At 58.9% G+C, this 24,224-nt stretch carries 29 protein-coding genes and 1 pseudogene; 15 read left to right on the forward strand and 15 right to left on the reverse strand.

Features of this window, described 5'->3' with window-relative positions; genetic code table 11:
• Position 1: 1 nt before the first annotated feature.
• The 3 genes from J7I86_RS23410 to J7I86_RS22335 form a co-directional block, all read right to left on the reverse strand.
• Positions 2-664 carry an alpha/beta hydrolase family protein gene (locus J7I86_RS23410; protein WP_396019940.1) on the reverse strand — a complete coding sequence of 221 codons (663 nt, stop codon included), beginning with the start codon at positions 662-664 and terminating at the stop codon, positions 2-4.
• Positions 665-1,152: 488 nt separating this feature from the next.
• Positions 1,153-2,136 (reverse strand): hypothetical protein, encoded by a 984-nt coding sequence (locus tag J7I86_RS22330; RefSeq protein WP_017197893.1) that lies wholly within the window; start codon positions 2,134-2,136, stop codon positions 1,153-1,155.
• The gene (locus tag J7I86_RS22335; RefSeq protein WP_214823044.1) at positions 2,136-2,414 is read right to left on the reverse strand and encodes a hypothetical protein; all 279 of its coding nucleotides are present in this window, start codon (positions 2,412-2,414) and stop codon (positions 2,136-2,138) included. Before J7I86_RS22335 ends, J7I86_RS22330 begins: the two co-directional genes overlap by 1 nt.
• Positions 2,415-3,152: 738 nt before the next feature.
• Here J7I86_RS22335 and J7I86_RS22340 point away from each other — a divergent pair.
• From J7I86_RS22340 to J7I86_RS22370, 7 genes are all read left to right on the forward strand, one after another.
• Entirely contained in the window at positions 3,153-3,386 is a 234-nt protein-coding gene (locus J7I86_RS22340) for a hypothetical protein (RefSeq protein ID WP_017197895.1), read from the forward strand.
• A 195-nt stretch (positions 3,387-3,581) separates the two neighbouring features.
• Positions 3,582-5,423, forward strand: a complete 1,842-nt coding sequence (locus J7I86_RS22345; RefSeq protein WP_286180155.1) for a MarR family transcriptional regulator — start codon at positions 3,582-3,584, stop codon at positions 5,421-5,423.
• A 1,149-nt stretch (positions 5,424-6,572) separates the two neighbouring features.
• Positions 6,573-7,343 carry a ParA family protein gene (locus J7I86_RS22350; protein ID WP_014923347.1) on the forward strand — a complete coding sequence of 257 codons (771 nt, stop codon included), beginning with the start codon at positions 6,573-6,575 and terminating at the stop codon, positions 7,341-7,343.
• A gap of 203 nt (positions 7,344-7,546) precedes the next feature.
• Entirely contained in the window at positions 7,547-7,672 is a 126-nt protein-coding gene (locus tag J7I86_RS23050; protein WP_286140402.1) for a ribbon-helix-helix domain-containing protein, read from the forward strand.
• A 232-nt stretch (positions 7,673-7,904) separates the two neighbouring features.
• Entirely contained in the window at positions 7,905-8,297 is a 393-nt protein-coding gene (locus J7I86_RS22360; RefSeq protein ID WP_286180156.1) for a hypothetical protein, read from the forward strand.
• Between the two features lie 143 nt (positions 8,298-8,440).
• Positions 8,441-8,665: a hypothetical protein gene (locus J7I86_RS22365; RefSeq protein WP_214823048.1), complete on the forward strand. Its 225-nt coding sequence runs from the start codon at positions 8,441-8,443 to the stop codon at positions 8,663-8,665.
• A 206-nt stretch (positions 8,666-8,871) separates the two neighbouring features.
• On the forward strand, positions 8,872-10,299 hold the full coding sequence (locus J7I86_RS22370) for a hypothetical protein (protein ID WP_214823049.1): 1,428 nt from the start codon (positions 8,872-8,874) through the stop codon (positions 10,297-10,299).
• 13 nt (positions 10,300-10,312) lie between these two features.
• Here J7I86_RS22370 and J7I86_RS22375 read toward each other — a convergent pair whose 3' ends face one another.
• The 7 genes from J7I86_RS22375 to J7I86_RS22405 form a co-directional block, all read right to left on the reverse strand.
• Positions 10,313-10,711: a hypothetical protein gene (locus J7I86_RS22375; protein WP_286180157.1), complete on the reverse strand. Its 399-nt coding sequence runs from the start codon at positions 10,709-10,711 to the stop codon at positions 10,313-10,315.
• Between the two features lie 49 nt (positions 10,712-10,760).
• Positions 10,761-11,237 carry a GNAT family N-acetyltransferase gene (locus tag J7I86_RS22380; RefSeq protein ID WP_214823050.1) on the reverse strand — a complete coding sequence of 159 codons (477 nt, stop codon included), beginning with the start codon at positions 11,235-11,237 and terminating at the stop codon, positions 10,761-10,763.
• Between the two features lie 153 nt (positions 11,238-11,390).
• Positions 11,391-11,627, reverse strand: a complete 237-nt coding sequence (locus J7I86_RS22385) for a hypothetical protein (RefSeq protein ID WP_214823051.1) — start codon at positions 11,625-11,627, stop codon at positions 11,391-11,393.
• 11 nt (positions 11,628-11,638) lie between these two features.
• Positions 11,639-11,788 (reverse strand): hypothetical protein, encoded by a 150-nt coding sequence (locus J7I86_RS22390; RefSeq protein ID WP_214823052.1) that lies wholly within the window; start codon positions 11,786-11,788, stop codon positions 11,639-11,641.
• 441 nt (positions 11,789-12,229) lie between these two features.
• Entirely contained in the window at positions 12,230-13,069 is an 840-nt protein-coding gene (locus J7I86_RS22395) for a GIY-YIG nuclease family protein (RefSeq protein WP_214823053.1), read from the reverse strand.
• 96 nt (positions 13,070-13,165) lie between these two features.
• A complete protein-coding gene (locus tag J7I86_RS22400) occupies positions 13,166-13,357 on the reverse strand; it encodes a hypothetical protein (protein WP_214823054.1) in 192 nt (63 codons plus the stop codon).
• Positions 13,358-13,425: 68 nt separating this feature from the next.
• The gene (locus J7I86_RS22405) at positions 13,426-14,292 is read right to left on the reverse strand and encodes a hypothetical protein (RefSeq protein WP_214823055.1); all 867 of its coding nucleotides are present in this window, start codon (positions 14,290-14,292) and stop codon (positions 13,426-13,428) included.
• 176 nt (positions 14,293-14,468) lie between these two features.
• Between J7I86_RS22405 and J7I86_RS22410 the strand changes: the two are divergent.
• Positions 14,469-14,786, forward strand: a pseudogene (locus tag J7I86_RS22410) (recombinase family protein); the annotation flags it as partial.
• Between the two features lie 449 nt (positions 14,787-15,235).
• Here the strand turns inward: J7I86_RS22410 and J7I86_RS22415 are convergent.
• Positions 15,236-15,583, reverse strand: a complete 348-nt coding sequence (locus tag J7I86_RS22415) for a hypothetical protein (protein ID WP_214823056.1) — start codon at positions 15,581-15,583, stop codon at positions 15,236-15,238.
• Positions 15,584-15,925: 342 nt separating this feature from the next.
• On the opposite strand from J7I86_RS22415, the gene J7I86_RS23055 reads away from it, so the two are divergent.
• Positions 15,926-16,084 carry a hypothetical protein gene (locus J7I86_RS23055; RefSeq protein WP_286180158.1) on the forward strand — a complete coding sequence of 53 codons (159 nt, stop codon included), beginning with the start codon at positions 15,926-15,928 and terminating at the stop codon, positions 16,082-16,084.
• A gap of 150 nt (positions 16,085-16,234) precedes the next feature.
• Here the strand turns inward: J7I86_RS23055 and J7I86_RS22425 are convergent, their stop codons facing one another.
• Together J7I86_RS22425 and J7I86_RS22430 are read right to left on the reverse strand one after the other, a co-directional pair.
• Positions 16,235-17,563, reverse strand: coding sequence for an alpha/beta fold hydrolase (locus tag J7I86_RS22425; RefSeq protein ID WP_214823057.1), 1,329 nt, complete (start codon positions 17,561-17,563; stop codon positions 16,235-16,237).
• A 330-nt stretch (positions 17,564-17,893) separates the two neighbouring features.
• Positions 17,894-18,520 carry a phosphatase PAP2 family protein gene (locus J7I86_RS22430; protein WP_214823058.1) on the reverse strand — a complete coding sequence of 209 codons (627 nt, stop codon included), beginning with the start codon at positions 18,518-18,520 and terminating at the stop codon, positions 17,894-17,896.
• Between the two features lie 350 nt (positions 18,521-18,870).
• Between J7I86_RS22430 and J7I86_RS22435 the strand changes: the two genes are divergently transcribed.
• The 5 genes from J7I86_RS22435 (at position 18,871) to J7I86_RS22455 (ending at position 21,560) form a co-directional block, all read left to right on the forward strand.
• A complete protein-coding gene (locus tag J7I86_RS22435) occupies positions 18,871-19,440 on the forward strand; it encodes a GNAT family N-acetyltransferase (RefSeq protein WP_214823059.1) in 570 nt (189 codons plus the stop codon).
• A 65-nt stretch (positions 19,441-19,505) separates the two neighbouring features.
• Positions 19,506-19,910 (forward strand): MarR family winged helix-turn-helix transcriptional regulator, encoded by a 405-nt coding sequence (locus J7I86_RS22440; RefSeq protein ID WP_214823060.1) that lies wholly within the window; start codon positions 19,506-19,508, stop codon positions 19,908-19,910.
• 153 nt (positions 19,911-20,063) lie between these two features.
• A complete protein-coding gene (locus tag J7I86_RS22445) occupies positions 20,064-20,267 on the forward strand; it encodes a cold-shock protein (protein ID WP_214823061.1) in 204 nt (67 codons plus the stop codon).
• A gap of 746 nt (positions 20,268-21,013) precedes the next feature.
• The gene (locus tag J7I86_RS22450; RefSeq protein WP_214823062.1) at positions 21,014-21,268 is read left to right on the forward strand and encodes a hypothetical protein; all 255 of its coding nucleotides are present in this window, start codon (positions 21,014-21,016) and stop codon (positions 21,266-21,268) included.
• 52 nt (positions 21,269-21,320) lie between these two features.
• A complete protein-coding gene (locus J7I86_RS22455) occupies positions 21,321-21,560 on the forward strand; it encodes a helix-turn-helix domain-containing protein (RefSeq protein WP_214823063.1) in 240 nt (79 codons plus the stop codon).
• A gap of 497 nt (positions 21,561-22,057) precedes the next feature.
• Here J7I86_RS22455 and J7I86_RS22460 read toward each other — a convergent pair whose 3' ends face one another.
• Both J7I86_RS22460 and J7I86_RS22465 read right to left on the reverse strand, forming a co-directional pair.
• Positions 22,058-22,354: a DUF4193 domain-containing protein gene (locus J7I86_RS22460; RefSeq protein ID WP_214823064.1), complete on the reverse strand. Its 297-nt coding sequence runs from the start codon at positions 22,352-22,354 to the stop codon at positions 22,058-22,060.
• A 259-nt stretch (positions 22,355-22,613) separates the two neighbouring features.
• Positions 22,614-22,820, reverse strand: a complete 207-nt coding sequence (locus J7I86_RS22465; protein WP_214823065.1) for a hypothetical protein — start codon at positions 22,818-22,820, stop codon at positions 22,614-22,616.
• A gap of 191 nt (positions 22,821-23,011) precedes the next feature.
• On the opposite strand from J7I86_RS22465, the gene J7I86_RS22470 reads away from it, so the two are divergent.
• On the forward strand, positions 23,012-23,749 hold the full coding sequence (locus J7I86_RS22470) for a GAF and ANTAR domain-containing protein (protein ID WP_214823066.1): 738 nt from the start codon (positions 23,012-23,014) through the stop codon (positions 23,747-23,749).
• Positions 23,750-24,224: the final 475 nt, after the last annotated feature.

Here is a 24,224-nt window from a genome sequence, read left to right on the forward strand (position 1 = left end):
TCTAAATGTCACCAGCCGTTTTCTCGGCTTTGCCCACAGTTGCGCTTGGCTGGAACAACCTTCCATACCAACGACGAACTGCCAAATCCCACCCTACCGGGTCCGAATTCCACTCCTGAGTGTGGCCCGAGCACTCAAACTCAACGAGTTCCACCTGTTCCGCATGGGTTTCAGCAAATCGGGCTGAGGTCTCGAAGGGTACAGACCAATCATTTCTATTATGAAGAATCAGGATAGGTGTCTTGAGCGGACCGCCTAGCCTGGAGGCGTCTGCTTGCCTGATCTTCAGGGGCGTGCTGATCCCGGCCAGCCGGCTTAGCTCTTTAGATCCCAGCAGCGATACGACTTGCGACCCCAAATTAGGAGGCCAACCCTGGTGCCTTGCGTTAGCTCGGAGGACTGCCTCCCAGCTGAGTACGGGCGAGACCATCACAATGCCGCTGATCATGCTTGCGAGTCTGGAACGCTGAAGGGTGTTCATGGCGATGGTGGCACCGAGTGACCACCCGAATACGATGCATTTGGTCCCTCCTCGATCGGAAACGAACTGCAGCGCATCTTCCAAGTCGCGCCATTCCGACTCTCCGAGGTGGGATCGGCGGTCGGCTGATGCTGGAGCGTCACCATCGTTGCGATACGAAACGATTAGGGAGTTCAGGCCCATGGTCGTTGCACTGGCAACGCCACGCAAGGGCTGACGGCGGTCACTCCCCTGGCCATGCACATGGATCGCCCAGACATCGCTGCCTTTGTCCACAACCCATGCTGGGGCCAGCCCTACCGATGTCGGCAACTGGATTTCATTGAACGGGCGTTCGGGAGTGGCAGCCACTATGCCACTCCACCTGCATCGTGAATCGGTTGATAGCGATACTGGCCTGCGGATGAGGCTGCGCCTGACAGTATCGTCCGCCTTCGCAATAACGGGTCCGACAGCAGCCGGTTCATCCTCTCCGAAGATGTCGAGTCCGAAAATGCCCGGTAGATCCGTCCTTCTCGTGGCCCGGAGCTCAATCTCCTCATCAGTTACCGATAGAGGAACGATGTCGTATCGTTTCCGGGACGCGGTAGACAATGACTGCCTAGCAGCAACGGCCGTAATAGCTGCTGCTCCACAACTGGCAACTGCTACAAGTGATGCGGAGAAGCTAATTACCTTGAGCGCCACGGTCGGGTCTCCAGATGGCCTGTGGCCCGGGCCAGTTTAGACAGTCCGTCATCACCGATTCGTTCGCGAGCTTTGGGATCTCTAACGAGAGAATCCTGAATCTCGACAATCATGCGATGCAACTCGCGGCGGGGTCTGTGATCCCGGTAAGTCACTACTCGTGTATCCAGAGTTATACCTGAGTTTCCGATGACAGCCCTGCTCCATACGGGCTTTAAATCTGACAGCACGGCGTTCGTCCTATTGGAATCAAGGACTGTCAAGACCCTGCGGCTCGCGCGCGGCAGCGCGAGCCCAGTGCAGAGGAGGATGAAGGTCATAGAATTCAGCACAGCGTAGATGCCGCCGAGCGACGTCATGACTTCCTCATTGCCAAGAACATTCAGCAGATCCAGCAGTAGAACGTTGACCACCAACAGGACCGCGGACGCACATCCCAGGCCCACCAAACCGAATGCCAATGTGAAGACGCCCGTACTCCAGGAACTGCGAAACCGCAAGCATGTCCAACCCGCCGTGGCCATAACAGCACCGATGTACGCGTACTGTACCGCCGAATATAGGGCTGCAGCAGGCTGGTCACCGTATTCTCGCATGAACATCGTAGATGTGTTTGGCGCGTCAATGAACGCAAACAAGGCGGTGGCTGCTGAGGCGGCGATAATGACGCCGGACTTACCCAGGACTCGCGGTGACGCCACCCTTTCTGAAGCGGGGCTGGCTGCTCGGTGGATCGCGCGCGCCAGGAAGTAGACGCCAACCAACAACAGGAGATTGGCTCCCAAATCGACGTAGTTTCGTCCAGCTAACAGTCCATCAACGAACGTATATGCAGCGTTGATGTTCAGGGCCAATGAAATGCAAATAAGCACCGCCGCCCAGAGAATACTTGTGTCCTTTCCTGGGCGTCGGGTCGCTAGCACGATCAAAGTCAAGGCGGCCATCAGCGTTGCCGCAAGGATTTCCACTAGCCGAATACCTCCTCAAATGCACCCGGCTCACCGGGGATTTCCCTGATGGCCTCAGCCATGAGATCTGCAAGGTACTCGGCTGTTGCTTCCTCGACGCTTCCGAACTCCGTCCGCATAAGCGCTCTCCGCACCAGATCCGGGGGAAGATTCTGCAGCCCGTCATGAAGTAGGGCCCCTGCCCCGGGATGCGCGTCGTGCCCAAGGATCATATGCGCAAGCTCGTGGAGGATGAACTGCTGCCGCTGAAGTTCCCAAGGCGTAGGTGGGTGGAACACCCACTCCTGTCGCTTTCCAGGCAACCAAAGACCACAAATGGAAGTGCCTATGAGGCGGTCTGTTGAACGGATTCGGATTCGGCGGCCACGGATTTCTTCGACGGCCCCGACAAGCAGTTCAAGGGTGATCCTGGTCGGTAACTTCAGCGCCGAGAAAGCTTCGGACGCGTCCCGGAACGCTCGTTCTGATGTGGTTATCGAAAGAGTAGGCAGACCTTGCGCCACCACTAATCTCCCCTTGCTAGCTATTGGGTTCGGCTAAGCTATGCTGAAACATGTTTCAGACATGTTCAGGCGGCGGATTTCTATCCAGCGCCTTGCCAAGCGACTGGGCCCCACCATACCAAGGGGGCCTCATTGAACGCTTGTCACAAGCAGGAAAGGATGGCGTAGCGTGGATTCAATTGACAGCTGCCCAGGCGAGCGAGCACGGTTGTAATGGGCCTTACCGTTTGCCCAGCCCTGCCCCGCCCAGGCCGGCTGGCCATCGAGCGCCTGAGCGCGAATAGACGATGCAGGCGTCTAGCAGACTCAACGACGGAGCCGGCCCTACGCTTCACGAACGATGAGAGACGACACGCGGGGCCGTTTTCTGTAAACAAATCCCCTGATCAGACTCTGCGCGGTGCTAGGTTCGATTCAGTCGATAGCTGTAAACGAAACCCCGATCGACCGCATGTGGCACCAACAATGAACCAGCTACAACCCCTGGTTGTGCGAGATTCAAAGGACCTGACAATGAGCGCAGTAATCAATCGTGGAGGCGGGCGGCCCAGCAAGGGCCTCCGCAAATACATTGGCTTCCGCACGCCGGCCAAGACCGCGGAGGACGTTCACATGATCGCCGCCGCAAAAGGCATGACTGTCACCGACTATGTTGCCTCTGCAGTCGACCGGTCGTTGCGCGAAGATTTGGCCTTGCTCGATCAGTTCACTCAGCAGGATGAACTCCCGATTCGTATGGCCTCATAGATACAAGGAAGGCCCGCCATTAGCGGGCCTTCGAAGCTGAAGATTCACGATCCGGATAGCTTGCCGGCAGACAGATCGTAAATCGTATGGAAGTCCTTAACAGGCCTTCATTTGTGTTGCAAAACCGATCTGGCAGGATCGGCCCTTTCTCATTCCCTGAACAGGAACAAAATCATCGTACAACAGCACGCTCTCATGCTGCCAGCAGCCGACGCTGTTGGCGTGTCTCAGGAGCCATCCCAGACTTCCAACGCCGCTCAGGTGTGGGCTGCCCTTACGCCTCTTCTCGCAGGTCAACCCCGGATCCGCCTCTCCCGGGACGGCGGTAAGACCTATCCCCAGAAGCACGAACGCGCCCTGACTGAGACCCTCCCCACTTATCCGGCGGCCGCCCGGATCTTCGGCAAGGATGGCAGCTGCTCGGCCATCTTCCTTGACTTCGACTCCTCGATTGCAGGCGTCGACTGGGTCGAGGCCGATGTGAAGTCCCTACAAACGTGGCTGCACCGCTGTGGGGCTCGGTGGATTGAAGACCACTCGCCCAATGGCGGACGACATGTCTACATACCACTGGAAAAACGGATTGGCTTTACTGAAGCACGAGATGTTGTCGAGGCATTAGGCACTCGATACCGCACATTGGACAAGACGCCGCACCAGAACATGCGTCATGGTTGCATGCGTACTCCGGGATCTCCGCACAAGCATGGCGGCTACCAGGAACTCTCCATGAGTCTCGGCATGGCCTACGACGTTGCGAGACGCCCAAACAAGGAACAAATATGGGCAACAATTCGCGCAGATCTCAAAGAGGAAATCGCTGGCGTACGAGCGCTGAGACTGGAGCAGCCCCTGTCGGCGGACGACGAAGCCTATGACTCACCGCAAGTGGCCGGGCGAATGTCCAGGTCCATGCAGCAGATGGCCCTATCAGGCCTGTACGACGCGAACCGGTACTCCTCCGATTCAGAAGCCCGTCAGGCGATCCTGACGGCGGCGGCCGCCGCCGGTATGAGTCTCATTGATATAGAACGACGAGTTCTCCAAGGTACTTGGCCTGGACTCGCATCGTTCTATGCCCGCTACGCCTCCCGTCACAGGATTCCCTCCCTGAAGCGGGACTGGAAAAACGCGGTCGCTTACCTGCGAAAACGCCGGACCGTTGAGGCAGGAAACAACAATGCACGTAAATCCCCCACAAGCCAGCCAAATACACAGCCCCCATTTGGAACTGGACTCAGGTCTGGTGCGAGCAGTGAGCACCGCTACCTGCGGACCTGGCGGAATGCTCTGTCTCTAAGAGAGCCTATGTACGCCAGCTCACGCACGGGTCTGGCGCGACGCATGGTTCTCAGGGCACTCGGAGCAGCGGCCCACATGACCGCGTCTCGTTTCGTCGAGTTTGGTGATCGGTCAATTGCCGTGGCGACAGGACTTGACCACACAACTGTGGGCTCTCATTTGAGAGCCCTGCGTTCGGAAAAGGATCCTCTGGTGACTCTGGTTGAGCGTGGACGAGGGACTAAAGGGGATCTGTACATGCTCACTGTTCCTGAAGGCCTCTGTGCAGGGGCTGAGGAATTGTTATGGAAAGCAGGCAAGATTCACGCGCTCAGACCCGTTTTCCGGGAACTGGGCTTGCCGGCAGCGTTTGTTTACGAAGCTCTGGAACAAACTCCGGGTTTGACGACCACGGAGTTGGTCGTCCGGACAAAGCTGTCCAGGACTGCTGTGAGCGAAAGTCTTGAGATTTTGGCCGCTTGGAACATGGTGTCGAGGAACCGTGGGCGATTTTGGATGGTCGTCAGTTCGACCTCCCTCCAAGAACTTGCAGAATACTTTGGAGTGTTGGAGTCTGTAGTCGGCCAAATACAGAGGTACCGCATTGAACGGACTATATGGCGTGAATGGCTTTCGAGAAACGTGAACACAGTAGCGGAACTCCTATCCCCCACGGACGACTACCCTTGGGAAACCTATGAGGGGCCACCAGATGAATGGTCGCTCGCGGACATGGCGTTTACCCAGGCGAGGTGATCCACGCGCAGGTCTAGCATCTGCGTCCGTGATCGAATTCATCGGCAGCAATGGGGTCCTCTGGCATAGGCGTGTGAGTATGCGGTTCGTTTCAAGAAGATCGCTCGCTCCCCAGTGGCGGCTATTCTGGCTGGTTCCAACGCTGATGAGCCGCTTGGCGTGTCATCCCTGTCTCTGCACCTATGGCGGTCCAAGTCAGTCCATAGCCACGTGCTGCGCTAACTGCCTCGTTTAGACGCACAGCGGCCCGCTCGTAACTGCGTGCAGCCATCTGCAGGACCCAAGCTTTTACATGCCTCTGCCATTCGTTCAGGATCGTCTCTTCGACTGCTACGGGAGGTATAGCTTGGGATCCTATTAGTGCTTTTGCTCGGTACCTGGCCATGTCGGTTTTCCCCGGGCCTTGGACGCGCTGCCACTGTCTACCAGTCCAACCGCATTCGCAGCTACCTTGCCAGCCAGTGGCCTCACTTTCCGGCACGAGTTCATAGCCAGGCAGCCGCGGGTCTCGTTTCCTTCTGCCGGTGATTCCTTCGACGCGGATCATCTCGTTATCTTCATGGTGCGAACCCAGCCGGCCATCGTTCAGAAGGATTCCGAGTCGTCCGCGGTGGAATCCGTCTCCAAGATCCCATTCCATGAAGTGTCCTATCTGTCAGGTCTTCTTGACGTTCCTCCACTTTACGTGACGCTGCTCGACTGGACTCCCCTGGTCGAGCATAGGAGCCCTGAGGCGTTCCTTTACGATGGCAGAAGATGAAGTTTAAAGAATTATGTCATGACAGAAATATTGATTGATAGCCCTTATTGGTGCCATATCTGTTTTGGCCCCTCCCCCCGGAAGTGATGGTGGGTGGCCATGCCTCTCACCGCTCAGGAGCCTTGTGCGCCCTCCCGGAGCCCCGGATCTCTATAGGACGCGGATCTAGCGCCGACTAATGAATTAATTATGTCATGAAAGAAAGATTGATGGGTGGCTTGAAAGATCGATGGGTGGCTTGAAAGATTGATGGGTGGCTTGAAAGATTGATGGGTGGCCAGACGTATTGATTGATGGTTGGATCGACTGATAGATTGATGGCTAGATTGAAAGACTGATGTATTGATGGGCCTACCCCATCGGTACCTAGCTAAATCCGGAGGATAGCGATGAGAGTCACGGCCATAGGCAATCGCAAAGGTGGCGTGGGCAAGACTTCAGTTACGCTTGGCCTGGCTACCGGTTTGCGTCTAATCGGTAAGCGAGTGTTGATAATCGACCTCGACCCACAAGCCAATGTAACGGAAGCGCTTGAAGGGGCCGGAGAGTTCGACGTCTTCGATGTGTTGTATGGGGGAGAAGCCGGAACCCTCGGCCAAGCCATCACTCAGACGACATGGCCGGGGATCGATCTGATCCCCAGTTCTGAGTCTCTTGCGCGACTCGAGTCGGAAGCCCTACTAACACCCGAAATGCGACTCAAGACCGCAGCATGGGGCGCAGATGAGCTTGAGCAATACGACCACATCCTCATCGATCTTCCGCCGGCACTGGGACGACTGACACTGAACGGACTGATTTGGGCCGATCGGGTACTTGCGGTTACTGAACCAGCTGCCTTTTCAGTAAAGGGCGTAACAGAGTTCCTCGACACAGTGAAGAAGGTCAGATCACTTCCGCACCTAAACCCTCAGCTGGAATTTTTGGGCATCATCATCAATAAGACGAGCTCACCTCTCACATCCGAACACTCCTTCCAAATCGGAGAGCTGGAGAGCACGTACGGGCACGAAGTCAGAGAGCCTCATCTTCCGCTGAGGACAGCAATGCAGGACTCCGTCAGCACACGCTCGCCGCTTACCAAGCTCTCCGGAAGGGGAGCCGCAATCATGACTGAAAAATTCGTTGCGCATGCGCGATACCTGGATGAGGTGAACTAGTAATGGCTTTGGAACGCAAGTCGTCAATACGCAAAGCACCAGCTGCTGATGTCGTGGATGCTTTGACTTCCACGGAGAAGCGAACGGCGGCAACGAGACAAGAGGAGGCTCCTCAGGTCGCCACGGTTCACACGGAGTCTGCGCCACCCGCCGACCTCGAACCCCCGCGTCCTGGGCCGGGAAGGCCGAGAGGGAAGCGCCGGATGGAACCCTTCTCATCCAAGATTGAGATAAGCCTTCGCGACGAGTTGGATGCGTACTCGATGAAGTACGGAATCACTATTACGGATCTTCTGGACGAGGCCTTACGGGAGAGGCTCAGGCGCTAATAAATCTATCTGGACATAATTATTCTTTTGAGATCTGAAGTGAAGCTCGCACCTGCATATTGGCGTCATTTGTTCTCATGCGGTCAACGCCTTCGTAGGAAGGTCTCAAGCCTGCCGCTCTCCCCAAAACCTGCGGAAAGTGCTCTCATGGAGTCAACGGAGGGCAGGAATTTCGCGTAGGGGAGCGGCTGTGAGCAGTCATAATGAAGCACTGACGCCAGGGCGGAGTTCGATGCGCTCAAACCTGCTGATACTCGCAGTGTTCACAGCAGCACTGAGCTGGTGCATCGCACTCCTCGGAATCGTGAACAGCCCAGCCGGTGCAATATTCGTGACCGTCCCAGCGCTGGCATCCACCGGGATCGTGGTCGCAGCTAGGCGGCGCCGACGCACGCAGGCCCGCCAGCTCGGCGCACCGACTCTGAACAGCAGGACCGCTCTGAGAGCACAGAGCAACTCCGTACTGATCTTGCTGAGCTTCACCGCGGTGCTCTGCTGGTGGATCGCGATTGTGGGTCTCGGCACAGGTGCTGGTGCCTTCTTCCTGTGGCTTCCTGTCTTGGTGACGGCCGGAACAGTCGCTATGTGGCTCTACATGAAAGGTTGGAAGGTTACCCGGATCTGAACCATGCAAGCCCTGCAGATGTGAGAGACCGGCGTCGGCACGGAATCTGGAAAATGGTTAGCTTTAGTACAGCAGATCATTTTGAAGGACCGCGTCGAAGCATGGTGCGGCCCTGGTTCCCAATCCGTAGGAAGCGAGTGACCATGAGTACGACCAGTGAGACGGTGCATGTCAACGTCGACGAGCAGTACCCGGTCTTCTCCTTCGTGGACAAGCCGGAGAACTACCCGGCCGCCGTGACCATCGAAGTTGACCCGGGCACCCTCCAGCGCTGGCAGGAGGTGATCGACGCCTACGAAGGGGTTCGCGAAGAGATCGCCGCGAAACTGGCCGTCATCACAGGCACCACCTATCCCGACTTCGAGTAAGTCTGCCGCCAGCTAACCGCCTAAAGTCCGGCTGACGACGTCGCGGAACGGCTGTCCAATAACAATGGTCAGAAAATCCCGGCCATTGTTATTTGACCCGACGGCCAATCGCGGAGTGCGCCGACCACGTTCAATGGTGAAGGGTTTGATGTGGCAGCATGCTGTCGGGGCGATCATTCGCGCCCGTTCAGGAAGGGAAATCTATAGTGCCACCGCGTCGAACACCTGCCCAGAAGCTCTCGGCCAAGCTATTGCTGGGCAATGAGTGGGCGCCTGTCACTACCCGGATGGGTTTCATCAGCCTGCCCTTGGATGAGAGCGCCCATGAATGGCGGGTGTGGGCTCAGGGCCGGCCGGCGGAATGGGCGACCGAGGTCCGTGTCACCAAACTCAATGGCACCCTGCCCGAGCTCTTAGAGAAGGTACTGCCGCTCGATTGGGGCTACCGGTGGCTTCTCCTGGAAACGACCAATCAGGGATGGACTGCCGTGGTGGACAACTCCCGGGGCGGGTCCAACCTGCATTCGGCCTTGCACTATCACTTCCCCGACGCCCAAGGCATCACAACCATTGAAGTCGAGGATGAGCCGCGGAGCATGAAACGCTTCCATGGTGAGCCTGACCGGGGCCGCTGGGGATCCCGGCATCTGTCCGTCCATGACAAGGATGGTCTGAAGCGGTTCCTCAGCCTCAGAAACTCTGAGCCGTGGAAGTTCAGCCAGGATGGGGAGCCTTACGACTTCGAGGACACCTCCAAGTACGAGGAGCCGAAGACGACGGACCGCTTCACTCACGAGATGCTTGGCGACTACTGCCGGCATCTGGGACTGAAACCCTTCGAGGATGACTTCTACGTCCCGTCCGGACGCGCCGTGCTGATCGAGCTTTACGGCGATGCCCATGAGCGGGAGGGACACACCTTGGCCGAAGCCAGAGCCGGCTACGAAGACCTCACCCGGCGGGTCTGCCGCGAACCCGTCGAATGGAAACGCCTCCACCCTTCCGCCGCGTACCCGCCCTATGATGAGGCGTTCCCGATGACCGGGTACAAACCCTTTGCCAAGCCAACACCTTGGGATGAGGCCCGGGATGAATTTGAGCAAAGCCTGAAGTTGTACAGCTCCCACCCGGTGGACGTTTCCCTTAGCGTCGGCCTCGACGAGCACGGGACCCTCGTTTACCCGCTGTTCGAGATCACTAATCCGCGACACGATGTTTTGGTAGCCCCGACACTGCTTGAAGCACCCGCAGCGGTCCGCGAGTACATTGCAGCGCTCACCAGCGTCCGGCACGAGGAGCTCAACGGCAAGTCCGTCTACGAAGCCTTCTATCCGAACAAGAAACAAATGGCTGTCATCCGGAGGTTCTACAAGGATCAAAACTTGTACCCGTTCGACCAGCCATCCGACAGCGTCTACTACACGTTGGCACTGGACAAGATGGTCCGCATGACGACAGACCTGAAGCTGACCTCGGAGCTCGTGGACTGGGAGAGCGCCCTGGTCGATGCCAGGGCGAAAGAACTTCCTTCACCTGACCGGCGGAGCCACTCCAAGGCATGGGACATACGGCTGCACATCCAGGAGAACGAGGATGCCATCTGGAACACCGAGCTCGACGACCGCTGCGTGTGACGCCTGTTGCCGATTACCACTGGCCTGTGCTGTGCTCGGCCCAGTATGTGGCTCTGCGGATGGCTTCGGTACCGAGAATCCAGCACAGTACGGCGGCGGCCAGGCAGATCACGACGACAACAGACCCGGCGACGCCCCGTGGAATGTTGCGGGGCCGGGCGAACACCGAGTAACCGGCCACCAAGGCTGCCAGTTCCGGTACGATGACGGACACAGCTAGGACTGTTTGCCGGAGCGGGATTTGTTTCCTGTAGTACGCGGCGGAATGCTGGCCGGCCGCAAGATCGAACCCGGCCCACAAAGCCCAGGCAGTCGTGAAGACCGTCAGGACCATCAACCCGAAGCCAATACCCAGCCATCCTCCACCGGTGACTCGGCTCCGACGCGGGCGCTGGCCTATTTGAGGACCCATGCCAACGATTCCGGGATACCGAACGTTATCGTGTCGTCCTCGATGACACTCACAACGACGCCCCGTCAGCGTCGACACGCTCTGAAGCAAGGTGGAACGACTGCGGGAACTGATAGAAGAGTTCGGGGTCGCCTTCGTCCAGTCCGAAGACCATCCCTGAGGAGACCCAGCCGCGGCGGGCAAGCAGGCGTTGCATGACCTGGTTCGACAGATTGGTCGACGTGAAAAGCTTCGTGTGCCGCTCGGTGGATTCGACGTCGCCCATCAGCAGTTGACCAATACCCGCTTTTCGATGCTGGTCGCCGACCGCGATGAGCACCAGGAAGTCATTGCCGAAGAAAGAGGGCTCAACCACCGTGTAGCCGACCGGTGAGCCATCCTGGATGGCGATCCTGACCGTACCGGACTTGAGCCATTTTCGGAGTTCTTCTCGCCGTTCAGGGTCCTGCTGTGCGATCTGGTCGACCGCTACCAGGTCCTCGAAATGTTCGGCGGTCCCGTCCCCAATGATTTCCATGCTCTTCATCCAACCACGCAGAGCAGGTTCGGATGGTCCCGTCCCGGCAAGGAAGGATCACCTGCAGGGAGGTGAAGACTCGATGGGATGGTGGGTCATCTGGAGCTTGAAACGCGGGAGCTCACGACCCGGCCCACGGAAGGGACGCGGGATGGGCAGTCCTTATCCTGCCCGGATAGGGATAATCAGCCCTATGGCAACAATGCCGAACAGTAGGATGGTCGCTCCCAAATAAACGATGAGAGATTTGCTGGGGAATCGAATGTCCGGGTGCCGTTCCTGAGCCTCGAGATAGCGGGCGTGCACCACACGATGGGCTTGCCGTCTGAAGATGAGCAGCAGGGATCCTGTGACGACGAGAGGAGCCCCCATCAGCACTGCCGGCCAGAAGTTGTCCAAGGTGGTCAGTCCTAAATGTCAGCGCCGGTCAAAGCCAGGACAACCATCGCGCCACCCATGAGGATGAATCCGGCGCCCACCGCCGCCGTCATCCCGGAGTTGGCCCGGGCCGCAACTTTGTCTCCTGCCTTGCCGAATGTGGCTCGCTGGGCATCAGCCATGAATCTGGTCAAGGATGAGCGATTAATGATCATCAAGACACCGACGATCAAACCAACGCATCCCATCACTCCCATGAGAATCTTCTCCGCAGTCTTCTTTCCCCATTAAGTCGTTGCTTGCTTGAAATCGAAAGCCATTGTTGAAGCAGTGCTAACAGCCGAGCCTACGCAAAAGATCGGCTCGGATCTCTGCTCTTCAGCAAGTGCGTGGTGCTCTCTCCAGGTCACCATTGGTTTGAGAGTTCGAGGGGCCTTCCGGCCGAATCTGGTCGGTTCTGGCCACGCACAGGAATGTGGAGTCAGCTGTCCCGTAGCCGTTCCGCAAACGGAACGTCTAAGCGCCATACCCGGAGAGAAGTTATCGAGCACACGCCCTTTGCCGGGAGATGATGCCCGGTCTGCCCACCCCTACGACCTCTGCATGAGACCCGCCCTACCGTTTTAGTTACGGTTGTAACCAAACTGTCGGGTTAAAAGGGCTTTTTTGTAGTGGGCTTCGCCTGCGTCTACCTGCGCGGAGGGTGCGCTCGGGGAGAATACCTGCAGAATGCTGAACTGGAAATGCTGAGGATGCGACAGGTCCATGGCCGCAATTTCCCGTAGTGCGACGTTTCCGCCGTGGCCGGTCCGCGCGTAGGCGCTCCAGCGCCCAAGGAACCGTTCGGCACCGTCGGCCTTGCCCACATACAGCTGACCGCTCTTGACGTCTGCGATGAGATAGATGCCTTGGACTGTGCTAAGGGCGGTTCGCCATTGGCTGTAGCGGTCGTCTTCCATAATGGCTTGAAGTTCCATGGAGCTGACAAGCAGCGCGTCGTATCCCGGGAATGGTTTGGTCTGCGGATCGGCAACTTCGATGATGGGCAGGGAGCTTGCAGAATTTCCCGGCTTGGCCCAGTTGACGGGATCAGCAGTCCATTCGATGACCAGGCGCTGGCTGAGCGATATTAGTGCTGGCGAGGGCCGCAAATCGAAGTAGCGCAGGGTTTCTGTACGTTCTTCCGCTACTTCACCGTGGTTCTCAAATGCCCTGAGGAACCTGGCACGGCGTCCCGTAGTGGCGAGGAAGTTCAACCAGATCCTTGGAGGATTCTTGCCAAGTTTGTTCCGGTGTCCTTGTTCGCGTGTGTAGCTCAGGAGCGTCGGGCCATTGGCATCGGCCTGAGTGGTCAGGCCGTCTGGAGTCAGGGTATGCCGGAGGACTACGACGTCGTCGGGGTTTAGTCCGGAGGCCAGGAAGATATGCCCCAGCCGGAGCTCGCCAGACAGGTCCGTAATCATGCTGCTGTTACTCCAAGCTGCTTCTATTGTCAGGGACTACGCGGCGCAGTCTTATGCGGCACGTCTTGTCCTTCACTGCGCCGCATATGAGCCTAGCTAATCCAAGTTGATCTGCGCGCCAGCGTCTTTGCAGGCTTCAATGACAGAGTTCTGATGCAGGAAGAAGGCCATGCCGTTATCTTTCGTTTGAGATGTTTGATAGGTGGCCGCGTACCGGTACGACTCCTGCATCTCAACTAAAACATCACCGTGAGCCGTATCGGCGGCCGCTTTGATTCGTGCTGGCAAGCCCTTGAATTCGGCGCGAACGTCCGCTTGGCTTAGGATTCCTGCACTCTGGCCTTCAATGGCAGCTGCTAGATCGTTGTTCGCGCTTTCGTAAAGGGTGCAAGCATCTGCATTCGCTCCCGTCTGAGAGAAGACACTCCCGAGAACAAGCCTGCGAAGATCAACACTGCCGCCACGCCTCCGATGGCCCACCACCACAGGGCGCTTATACGGCGCCGACCTGCAGCTGCCTGAAGGAAGGGTGCAGGCTCGCCGGAACGCTCAGGAAGCAGCGGAGCGACAGTGCGCTGCAATTCGGGAGAAAGAGTGTAAGCGCCCGGGGTGTAAGACGCTGGAGTCTGCGCGTATGTCTCAGATGCCTGTGCGTAGGTTCCTGAAGGGTAGGAGGGGGCTCGGTGCGGGGTTACCAAACGTTTTTGTTTGGCGAGTTCCGATCCCAGAAGGAGTCCGATAGGAATGACCAGGGGCAAACTGATCATGAGCAGCGCCAAATTAAACAGATCAAGCAACGGGCCGATGATTCCGAGCATGACAGCCGTCGCCGACGTACTCAGCAGGGTCACTGGGGCCCACTTGGCCCGTGCACCAAGCTTGACCAGTATCAGGATGCCGACCGTGATGTTGCCTAGTGCCGTCAGGAACATCAGGAAGGCCATGACGCCTAAGTGGGTATCTTCGAGCATCACCAAGGCGGGAAGGAGAAGCAAAATGCCCAATATGATTCCGACAATCCCTGCTGCCTTTCTGCGGCCCGACGCCTTCATCTCGGGCTGACCCGGGCGTGGTGCGGGTGCGTACTGTGGCGCGAACGGCTGCTGGCGGGGTGCCCGGTACGGCTGCTGGCCATAATCGGCCGGCGCGTAAGAACCTTGCTCTGATGCCTGGTTCGAGCTGGGCGTGGGAGCCGGCGAAATCGGCGGTATGTTTTCGGTCAAGGGTCCCCCAGTGAGTGATGACTGATTCCATGTCAGAGTACATGTGCAGTATGGAGTCCTGCCTTTACGCATATGGGCCTACAGGGCCGTGCCGCAGACGATCGGACGTAGCGTTTGCCTTATCGCAGGATCCCGCCAGGAGCTTCCCAAGCTCTGGAACATAACTCCTGGACATTGGCAGCATCTACGATCCCCACGATCCAGTGGGAAAGGCACTGTTCAATGTGCTGGGCTTGGTCGCGGAATTGGAAGCGGACCTCATCCGCGCTAGAACAGGGGAGGGGATGGCCGTAGCGAAGCGAAGGGCCGTCTCGGGGGGAAGCAGCCGAAACTTTCCGAGGCCCAGGAAACTCACCTCGTCGGCCTGCATCGGGATGGGGTTCACACCACCACAGATCGCGGAACTCTTCGGCGTCGCCCTTTCCACCGTACCGGGCCCTTCAATGTGCCGCGCCAACCCCGTGACCTCGGGCCAGCGCGTCAGCGCATCGTGAACCTGGTCCTTTGCACTTAGCGTTTCGTGCAGACGACTACCGACCATAGTGACGCTTTGCGCAGTGGACTTCGGACACTAGATGTGTGCATACCCGAATGCACTACTCCCGTAACCGCAGGGACGTCAGTGCACTCACCTTCTGAAAACGACTATTTCGACACGTGCAAGAATTCGCGATACCGCGGCCGGTGAAGGACCGATGCTTACGGGCGCGTAACCGTGCCCACCAAGACATTGTCGTGAATTTTGCGCGAGCCCACGTGATGGAACAATGATGGGCAGCTGCTTTCGCGCCTGACCCTCATGGAAAAGTTGGGTGGGCCCGGGACTGTGTGGTCCCGGCCCCTGCCCGTGACGTGGAATCGATTGGATCCTATTTAGTGCAGTGGGGAAGCGTTGTTTTGAACGGCCCAGCGCCGGAGCTAACGCGGTGCCGGGCCGTTCCATTTAGGAGCGAAGGGAAGCCGGACGGACGATATCGATCCAATCGAGGAACTCGGCTACAGTCCCGATACGTGCGATGCGTTCGTGGATGGCCTTCTGGTCGTGACCGGAAACGAAATCACCTCTCGTTGTCATTTCGCCGCAACCGCATCGACAGAGCCGGCCGGCGTTGTCGTCGAATTCAGCGTCCTCGAAGTAGCGAACCGGGTTACGAGCGGCGCTGACCGGACTCGGGTGGCCAACGTATTTGTCGAAGACCGGGTGTCCCTTGCTGAGAATCCTGCCATGGATCGTGTAGCGGTCGTCGCGCTTCTCTTCGGGGTTCCCGCTATAGATGGTGGTGCGTTCCAACCAGTCGATTTCTACGGCCTGGATGACGGTTCTCCCGAAGGAGAAAAGCGCGAACCTCTCCTACTTGCCGCGGGCACCAATAGACCATTCCCCATGTTGGCCTCGTACATTTCGTCTTGGGTCATGCCCGCTTCATAACCGACGTATGGAGGGCTCAGGCCGTCCTGCTCGGGATCGACGGGCTTCTTGGCGGTGACGGTGATGTGCAACATTCTTCTGCTTCCTCGCGGCTTGATCTAATAGTTGGCGTTCCCGGGTCAACTAGGTATTGGCTAGCCTCCTATAGTTGTCAAGGCCGGGTTGCGTAACCGTTAGGGTCTGCTGCCCGGTACTAGGGTCCTTTTGTTAGTTGGAGGGCCCGAGCAGACACTGCTCGTAGTTCACTCGGACATCAAAATCATCCTCAGCCCGGGCGCGGCCATCAGCGGCCCGGCGGACATCGGAAAGATCCTCGGAGCCAGCCGCGCCACCGTCTACCGCTACTTGGCCATGGACTCCTGAGCCACGGACGTAACTGTCCCGGAAGTTGTCTTTGTGACTGCCGCTAGCAGCGGACGATTTGGGACAACCTCCGGGACGGAAATGTTACGCGAAGGCCGGCTGCTGTTGGCAGTCATGAGGCTGGTGCTATTGATGGTCCGGCTGGGAGGCCTAGAGTTGGGTAAGTGAGCTGATATCGACCGGGCTGTCGGTAGCCACCGAGGCGATAAATCGCAGGGTCGCCTGAGCCACGGAGGTTGGTCCGGCAGAGCCTCGGGTGCCCGTGATCCCCGGAATAGGGGCGACCATAAGACCCACGTCGATCATGCCGAAGTGTGTGACGCCCTCAAGGGTGACGCGGGTGCCTTTGCCGTTCGCGAGCAACGCGTCGAGTGCGGCGTCGTAGTCGGGGAGTGGGTCCGCGTCGCCGCCCACGAGGGCAAGAACTGGTTTGGGAGGAGTCACGGCCCCCTCCGGGGTTCTGGGCATCCCATCGATGTCGACAGCGGCCTTGACCCGGGCGTCGAGGCGCGCCGCTTCCAGGGCGGCGGCGCCTCCGAGGGAGTGCCCGGCAGTGATAAATCGGGTGGTGTCAGCGAACCGTAGGCCGGGGACGTCGGAAGTACCGGCAAGCACCTGTGTGATGAGGGCACTCATGTCTGAGGCACGAATGCTTGTCCATTGATCTGCGAGGTCCTGATCGCGAGCGTCATCACCTGTGGTTTCCAGTTCGCTGTGGACCCAAGTGCCATTGGCAAGTTCGGTAACGGGTGCGTCGTAGGGGTGGTCCAGGGCGATGACAATTACACCGTTGCTGGCCAGTTCCTCGGCCCACGTGGTGAAGAACCATCGGGTGCTGTTGAGCCCGGGCGAAGCTACCACCACGGGAAAGGAACCGAGCGCTGGTTGGCCTTGCCACATGGCGTTGCTTCGGGCGCGGGAGAGAGAGTCCAGTGTAAAAGCCGGAATGCCGTAGAGGTTGGCGAGGGCGCTGGATAGTTCCTTGGCTCGTTCGGGGCCTGGCAGGTATGCGGCACGTTCACCGCTGGCCTCGGCGGGATACCAGATGGTTGCAGGCAGTGAACGTCTCTCCCCGGGCTGGGTCCCGCCCCGCGCGTCACGGTGGTGGTCGGTCCATACTTTGGTGTTCATCCCCACCGTGAAGCTGCCGCTTCCGGCGGGAATGGAGATGGGTGGCAATACCCAAGCGGCGCCGGCAACGCCTACCAGGCTCAGGATGAGGATGAGGCTGGTGGCAGCCGCGAGCCGGGGACGCCGGGATGACCTCAGCCAGACGACGACGCCGGCGGTCAAGACAGCGAGGGTGAGCAGTGCGAGGACTTGCGGACGTGGTCCTTCGACGCTGACGGCGACAACAAGGACGGCGGCAGTCGCCATGCCGGCGGTAATGACGATGGCAGCTTTGGTCCGGCGAGTCACCATTCCCGTAATGAGGGTGAGCAGTATCAGGGCTGCTGCTGCAATATCGAGCCAGGGCACAGGCGGACTCCTTAGAAAAGCTGTGGAGTTTTCAGCCTAGGTTCGGCCCGTACAGGTCCACATCAACCGCTGGAATGAAGGCCGCTCATCCCTAGGTGGGAACTTCCGGAACCAGAGAGCCCCTAGACGGGCAGCTTCGCACCATCGTCGTGACCCTAATCATCTCTGAGCCCAGAGGCTTATTGCGCATGCCCACCAGACATGTTCCAGTTCCAAGGAAATGGAACGAGGGCCTCAGCGCTGTAGGACACTCGTCACCGGGCAAGTTGAGCCTTTACGCGAAGGCGGTCAGGGCCTCACTGAGGGCACCGGCCGGGCGAAAGGGTCAGGTTAACTATTTCGAGTTGCGGGTGTGTGCTTGGTCCGCACCGTCTGGACCAGGAATGAGAGAACTGCGGGAATCGCTAATCCCAAGATTGCTCCCAGGGCGACGTCATGGGCGTAGTGGGCGCCCTGCATGATGCGTCCTAGAGCCACAAGTGCAGCAGCGCTGAGCGCAAGCCAGGTAATCCCAGCGCCGCGGGTCGCAAGCGCGATGATCCATACGGCGCCGAAAGCAAGAGCGGCGTGGTTTGAAGGGAGGGACCAATCCCCGTAAGGCGGGCACTCTCCCGGAAGGGACCAGAGCTGGCATGGCCGCGGTTGAGCGATGAGTAGCTTCATATTCTCGGAGAGCAAGTAGGCAAGGACCACGCCGACTGCACCGGTGCCCACAGTCAACCGCCGACTCGGATGGGACCGCCAAGTGAAGGTTATGGCTGTGACCGTTGCAGCAGCCAGCATAAGGAGTATCCCCTCCGAGAGAAGCTCAACGCCAGGGATGCTTGCAGGTGATGATAGGAAGCGGGTCAAAACAACACTGAGACTCCCCGGGAACGGGACCGTGAGGAGCACCGCGCCAAGTAAAATGAACACTGCCAAGGGGAACCGCTGCTCGCGGGCAATCAAAGTCTTCATTCTCTTGAACCTATGGGGTCATGGCAGTCAGGTCATCGGTCCGCGGAACTAGATGCTCTCATCCTCACGGACTAGTTGGAGAGTTTTCCCGGAAGGCGGCGCCCCAGCTTCCCAAACAAGGCCCGCCTTGATCGGATGAAAGTGCCCCACCAAGGGTGTCCTGATTCCAAGCAAGCGCAACTGATTCGATTCCATCGTTGGTGGGGCTTCAGCGGGAGCTCGCCAGAGGTTTAGGCTGCTCTTCGCTGCTTGTATCTCAGGTACTTTGCCAGATGGACTTTATTCGAGCATGCGTGGAAGGCTTGACGGGCTGCGGGTTCCGCGGTCCTTCTTCCGTAGGAGCACTTCTCATGACAGATATGGTTCGCCAAGCAACCGCCGCAGACCTCGGGGCTGCGGCCCGAGTACTTGGCCTTGCCTTTAAGATTTATCCCTGGACGAGATGGTCGATCCCCGAAGATGATTATGAGCAGAGACTCGAACGGTTGCAGTACCTCTACCTCGGACATGCGCTTGCCCATGGATTGGTCCTGGCCGATGAACAACTGCGCTCCGTCGCTGCATTCCTTCCGCCCGATGCACCCGAACCTGGACCCGATATGCAGAACGAAGTTGTGGAACTGTTGGGTTCCCGCGTGACCGCGTTGGCTGACTTGAGATTGCCTCAGCCAAGAGTGCCGGCGTGGAACTTGGCCACCGTGGGAGTAGACCCAGCTCATCAAGGCAGAGGGCTAGGTACGGCCGTGGCCTCGGCGGGACTTACGCGTATAGATCGAGAGGCAGGCGCCGTGGTGCTTGAAACCTCGGACGAGCGTAATGTGCGGCTTTACGGACGCCTTGGTTTCCTTGTCACAGACACGACCGTGATCGTGGATGGACCCACGGTCTATTCCATGAGCCGGGCACCAAAAAGCTCTTAGCGTCCAGACTTAGGAAGCGTCCCGGTTCCAAGGAAGTGGAACACGCGGCGAGTCTATGATGGGGCATGCCCGAGATTGAGCGTTGGCCTGCATCGCACCTGCTGACCACCGCGGCACGATTGGTTGACCGCGCCTTGAATGAAAGCCTTCAGCCGATCGGGCTTACCTATGCGGGGGCCGTTGCTTTGCAGATTCTCGCCCTCACCGGACCCGTCACCCAGACCGCACTTGCCGAGGCCATCGGAGTGAGGGCCCAATCCCTGGGAGAGACTCTGGCCAGGCTCGAAGCCCAGAACTGCGTTGACTTGCAGCGTGAGGGCCGGGTGCAGCTCGTCTCCATGACCGGTCACGGCACGCAAATGCTTGAACGGGTTGTTGAAGCGGAGCAAGTGGTCCTCGCCCGGCTTCGTTTAGATAACGTGCTTCTCGACGAACTGCAGGCACTCGTGGGAGCCCTGACCACGACGTGAGGCGGCAAGCCCCATGGACAGTGTCGGTCGGTCACGAACGGGAAGGACGTCCTGAACCGTTGCACCCTGGGTGCCCGCACCGTAACTTGGGGTCTACCTCGCGGAGCCGGGACACGCAACGAAGCGCATCTCCGCCAGGTCGAAGGGATCAGCATGGCCACAGGGACGGTCAGATGTTTCAACTCCGAGAAAGGCTTCGGCTTCATCGCCCCCGATGAGGGGTCCATCGAAGTTTTTGTCCATTACACCGCCGTTCTCAGCGGAGACTACTGGACCCTTGAACAAAACCAGAGAGTGCAGTTCGCCGTCACAGAAGGCCAGAAAGGGCCACAAGCCGAAAACGTGCGGCCCCTGTAAGGGTCAGCCGCCCCGCGGCGGCCGCGATACCCAAAGGACGGCCGGCTCTTACGCTGACCCACGTCGATGACCAGCTGCGGCGGGGGCCAACCCAATAGAGGGCTAGGACTTAAGTTTGGTTGCGGGGTCCTCACGCAGCCGCTGCTCGAGTTTGGCCTCGGCTGTTTCACGGCGCTTTCCCACCGTTAGCATTTGTTGAGTGACTGGATTGTGCCGGGTTATGGCGGGGGTGCCGTTCTGGGAAGTCCGATGGTTTGAAGCTGACGGCCCGGGAGACTTCGGGATGCTCTGGCTCATACTCGATGATCCCATTTGCCCAGCAGCTCAGTACACCCCAGGCGGATAACAATAGCGCGGTCGGTGCCGTCGTGGCATGCCGTGGATGGCGCCTCGGTGTGTGGTTCGTTTCAGGCGTGAGATTTTGTCAGCCAACTGCCGGATCCGGATAGGGGGAGCGTCCCCCTAACGGCTGTCCCAGTTCCAGGGAAGGGGTACACGGCGTGGGGGGTGTCCCTAAAGGCTGGCCCATATTTCAAGAAACGAACGGGCGGATACCTTCGATAGATTCCACGCCAGTTCTTTATCAAAAAGTGACTACTGAGGCAACTGTTACCCATTGTTACGTCTGTGACTTGCACCTAGGCTTCGTTAATGATGTTGCTCCGAGGTGGCGGCCTGTCTTGCAGCACCCGGGGCGGCCCGCACACCAGGGCATCAACGTTGAAGCACTGTGAAGGAGAAATCCAATGGGGGAAATTCACGGAGGCTCGCCGGCGTCCGGCACCCGAGTAGGAAGGTTGTCAGCGCTCGTCCGCCGCGCCATGGCGCGTGCACGGACAGCAGCTGTTCCTTACCGGCTTGGTGAAATAGTCATCGGCGATGACCCCTTCAACGGCCGAAGGGAAGGCAGGGTGGCCGTCAAGAAGGGCACGTTTGTGGGGCTCCAGATCGGAGACCAGATGTGCTTCTACGACTACCGGCAACTCAGGCGGTCCGACTAGCAAACCGTTCAATCCCAGCCGCCTGAGTCGAATCCATCGGAGCCTGATCGAGATGTCCATTGCAGATGTGCCTAGCCACTACCTGACCATCGCCGAGGTTGCCGCGGTACTGCGAGTGTCCAAGATGACCGTCTATCGACTGGTTCGGACCCACGCGTTGGCCTCCGCGCGCTTCGGTAACTCATACCGTGTTCCTGAAAACGCCGTCGAGGAGTACATCAGGAGGGCCGGCACCCCACGCCCGGGGCCGAGAAACGGCTCCGCCCCTACGCACAGCTCGACAGCAGAGTAGGCCCCCCTACGCCGCAGCGTAAACACTGGCCCCGGAGCCACGCGAGCAGAAATACATGGGCACGCACGACACTTCCGCGAGCATCTCGACATGAGGCATTACGTGGCTCCACGTGACATGCCTCACACAAAAAAGCAGCCACCCTATGCCGAACGTCCGGCGGTTTCTCGGGGTAAACGGGCGGTCCGGCTGGTATTCCTGCGGGCCGAAATAGCCTCAGGTCAGAGGCCCAGCAGCCGCTATGAGTGTTCGCGAGGAATAACCAGGGGGCAAGTAGTGAGCTTCCGGGAGGTGGCAAAAAATGAGTACTGGTTACTCGTGCGCAAGCGTTCCTGCTCGTCTTTACTGAACGCAGCGGATCCTCGCAACGGCCGATGTTCCCCCACTTTGGCCGGGGCTGCCCTCGGGTCCGCCGCAAGGGTCCGGGCGGTGCGACCCAGAAGTGCCGTCCGCCCCTGCGCAATTGCATAGGAAATTATTCAGAGCTAGCTCGGGAGTCACGCTTCGCATTCGGTGCAGTAGAGCATTCCGTCATGCTCCCGTGCGATCTGTGAGTGATGATGGACAAGGAAGCAGGAAGAGCAGGTGAATTCATCCTGCCGCGGGGGTACGACCTCGACAATCAGTTCTTCGGTGATGATTTCTCCGGCCGGCGCTGTGTCTGGTTCATCGCTTTCTTCCAGCTCCACTACTGCGCTTTTGGCGGTAGGAGCGTTGGCAGTCTGCAGCGCTTCCAGTGACTGCTCCTGTGCTTCCTTGACCTCCGGACGCAGGTCGTCATAATCGGTTGCCATGGCTGTTCTCCTCCCGAACCCTCGCCGCTCAGGGCCTTATGATACGCGCGCTTGCGGTGGCCCGTGCGTCAACGCACCCAGCTGTGGGATCTCACGTATGCGGACATCAGCGACGGATCTCGCTGGGGGGAAAGTGACGAACCAACACCAGGGACCCGACAACCCCGTGCCCGAAGAGACGGGCAGTAGACGGTGTCCCACAAGCATCCAATCGGGGAATGTCCCGTATTCAAGGAAGTGGGATGTTATCGATGCCGTGTCACCGGGCGGAGGCGTCCAGGTCTTCCAAAGCCCAGGTAAGGATTTTGAGATCGAAGGGGTGCAGGAGCAGCGCTTCGTGCAGGAAAGCGTCGAATTCGAAGGTCGGGGCGTTTCCGCCCTCTGCCCAGTACCAGACCCACAGGCGGTCAAGGCTGACGGCCTGCTGTTCTATGAGGTTGCGCGCTGTGTGCCGTGGGTCGTTCATGACTGCTATCCCAGTGCCGTCGGTGCCTCCTGCAGAACCTAATAATCAGGCTCCTTACTAATAATCTAGCTTCTGATTGCTGCCGAAAACAACGGGCTATGGTCTTCGGTTGTGCTCCTTGAACGTCGAACGGCGCCACTCGCGTGAGCAATTAAGTGACGTGGGGAGAATGTCTCCCTACGATGGGGCTTATGGAACCCACCAAAGAAGCCGAGCACATCCTGAGCCTGCACGAGCTGGTGACGGGAACTGCCGACATCAAGGGGATCCTTCAGGGCGTGACCGGCTTCGCCTCGGCGGCGATGAGCCAGGCCGCGGGGGCGACCATTGATTGCGCACTGACGTTACGCCGACGCAAACGCACGGCGACCATTGCCGGCAGCAGCGAGAAGGCAGAGCGGCTTGACCGGATCGAACAAAGCCTCGAGCAGGGCCCATGCGTGGATGCCATCAACCTTGGACGCCCCGTGCTTCTGGCCGATGTCGCGACAGACACCTGCTGGCCGGATTACAGCCGTGTCCTGGCGGCGGAGGGGGTCCGCAGCGCACTGGGTGTTCCGATGGACCTGGGCGAAACATCCGAGGCGGTCCTTGACTTCTTCGCCCCGGCAACCGGGCTATTCACAGAGAACGTGATCACCGAGGCTGCCGCTTTTGCTGAGGTGGCTGGCAGTACCCTCCGCCTGGCCATCCGGATCGAAACCGCGGACCAGCTCAACGCGGACCTCAAAACTGCGATGGCCAGCAGAACCCTCATTGACCTTGCCCGCGGGGTGATCATGGCCCAGAACCGCTGCTCGCCCGAGGAAGCCTTCAAAATGCTGGGCCAAGCATCCAGCCACAGGAACCAAAAGCTGCACACCGTCGCCGCCGACATCATCGCCCACCTGAGCGGAAGCCCCGAAGCCCCCCTGCGATTCGAGGACTAAGCCTCCGTCCAGCTCGTCGGCTGGTTGGATGGCGCCTCGGTTCGTGGTTCGTTCAGGCAAGGGGGAGTGTCTCTAAAACCGGCTTGCCGGCAGGCTCTAAATGTGTCAACAGCAGCTCTTAACGGTCCCGGGGCGGGCAAGGAATGCATAAGGATGCTCTCAACTTGCCCGCCCCGTGTTACAGGTGTTGCTCTGGCCGTCTCAAGCTGTCCGACAACCAGGTACTGCTGATACTGCTGATACTGTTCTGGCCGTCTCAAGCTGTCCGACAACCAGGTACTGCTGATACTGCTGATACTGTTCTGGCCGTCTCAAGCTGTCCGACGACCAGGTGTTACTTGTACTGCTGTATCCGTCTCCTACTGCTTGACGGCCCGGGTACTGCTGGTGTTGCTGTGGTCGTCTCAAGCTGTCCGACGACCAAGTACTGCTGGTACTGCCCTGGCCGTCTCAAGCTGTCCGCCAACCGAGTATT

It is taken from the genome of Arthrobacter sp. ISL-95 (assembly GCF_018613695.1).
Lineage (GTDB): Bacteria > Actinomycetota > Actinomycetes > Actinomycetales > Micrococcaceae > Arthrobacter.

Coding starts and splice junctions, on each gene's coding strand:
- J7I86_RS23410 (WP_396019940.1), bottom strand. CDS start 664: ATGGGCCTGAACTCCCTAATCGTTTCGTATCGCAACGATGGTGACGCT.
- J7I86_RS22340 (WP_017197895.1), top strand. CDS start 3,153: ATGAGCGCAGTAATCAATCGTGGAGGCGGGCGGCCCAGCAAGGGCCTC.
- J7I86_RS22345 (WP_286180155.1), top strand. CDS start 3,582: ATGCTGCCAGCAGCCGACGCTGTTGGCGTGTCTCAGGAGCCATCCCAG.
- J7I86_RS22350 (WP_014923347.1), top strand. CDS start 6,573: ATGAGAGTCACGGCCATAGGCAATCGCAAAGGTGGCGTGGGCAAGACT.
- J7I86_RS23050 (WP_286140402.1), top strand. CDS start 7,547: ATGGAACCCTTCTCATCCAAGATTGAGATAAGCCTTCGCGACGAGTTG.
- J7I86_RS22360 (WP_286180156.1), top strand. CDS start 7,905: ATGCGCTCAAACCTGCTGATACTCGCAGTGTTCACAGCAGCACTGAGC.
- J7I86_RS22365 (WP_214823048.1), top strand. CDS start 8,441: ATGAGTACGACCAGTGAGACGGTGCATGTCAACGTCGACGAGCAGTAC.
- J7I86_RS22375 (WP_286180157.1), bottom strand. CDS start 10,711: ATGGGTCCTCAAATAGGCCAGCGCCCGCGTCGGAGCCGAGTCACCGGT.
- J7I86_RS22380 (WP_214823050.1), bottom strand. CDS start 11,237: ATGAAGAGCATGGAAATCATTGGGGACGGGACCGCCGAACATTTCGAG.
- J7I86_RS22390 (WP_214823052.1), bottom strand. CDS start 11,788: ATGGCTGATGCCCAGCGAGCCACATTCGGCAAGGCAGGAGACAAAGTT.
- J7I86_RS22395 (WP_214823053.1), bottom strand. CDS start 13,069: ATGATTACGGACCTGTCTGGCGAGCTCCGGCTGGGGCATATCTTCCTG.
- J7I86_RS22430 (WP_214823058.1), bottom strand. CDS start 18,520: ATGAAGACTTTGATTGCCCGCGAGCAGCGGTTCCCCTTGGCAGTGTTC.
- J7I86_RS22435 (WP_214823059.1), top strand. CDS start 18,871: ATGACAGATATGGTTCGCCAAGCAACCGCCGCAGACCTCGGGGCTGCG.
- J7I86_RS22440 (WP_214823060.1), top strand. CDS start 19,506: ATGCCCGAGATTGAGCGTTGGCCTGCATCGCACCTGCTGACCACCGCG.
- J7I86_RS22445 (WP_214823061.1), top strand. CDS start 20,064: ATGGCCACAGGGACGGTCAGATGTTTCAACTCCGAGAAAGGCTTCGGC.
- J7I86_RS22450 (WP_214823062.1), top strand. CDS start 21,014: ATGGGGGAAATTCACGGAGGCTCGCCGGCGTCCGGCACCCGAGTAGGA.
- J7I86_RS22455 (WP_214823063.1), top strand. CDS start 21,321: ATGTCCATTGCAGATGTGCCTAGCCACTACCTGACCATCGCCGAGGTT.
- J7I86_RS22460 (WP_214823064.1), bottom strand. CDS start 22,354: ATGGCAACCGATTATGACGACCTGCGTCCGGAGGTCAAGGAAGCACAG.
- J7I86_RS22465 (WP_214823065.1), bottom strand. CDS start 22,820: ATGAACGACCCACGGCACACAGCGCGCAACCTCATAGAACAGCAGGCC.
- J7I86_RS22470 (WP_214823066.1), top strand. CDS start 23,012: ATGGAACCCACCAAAGAAGCCGAGCACATCCTGAGCCTGCACGAGCTG.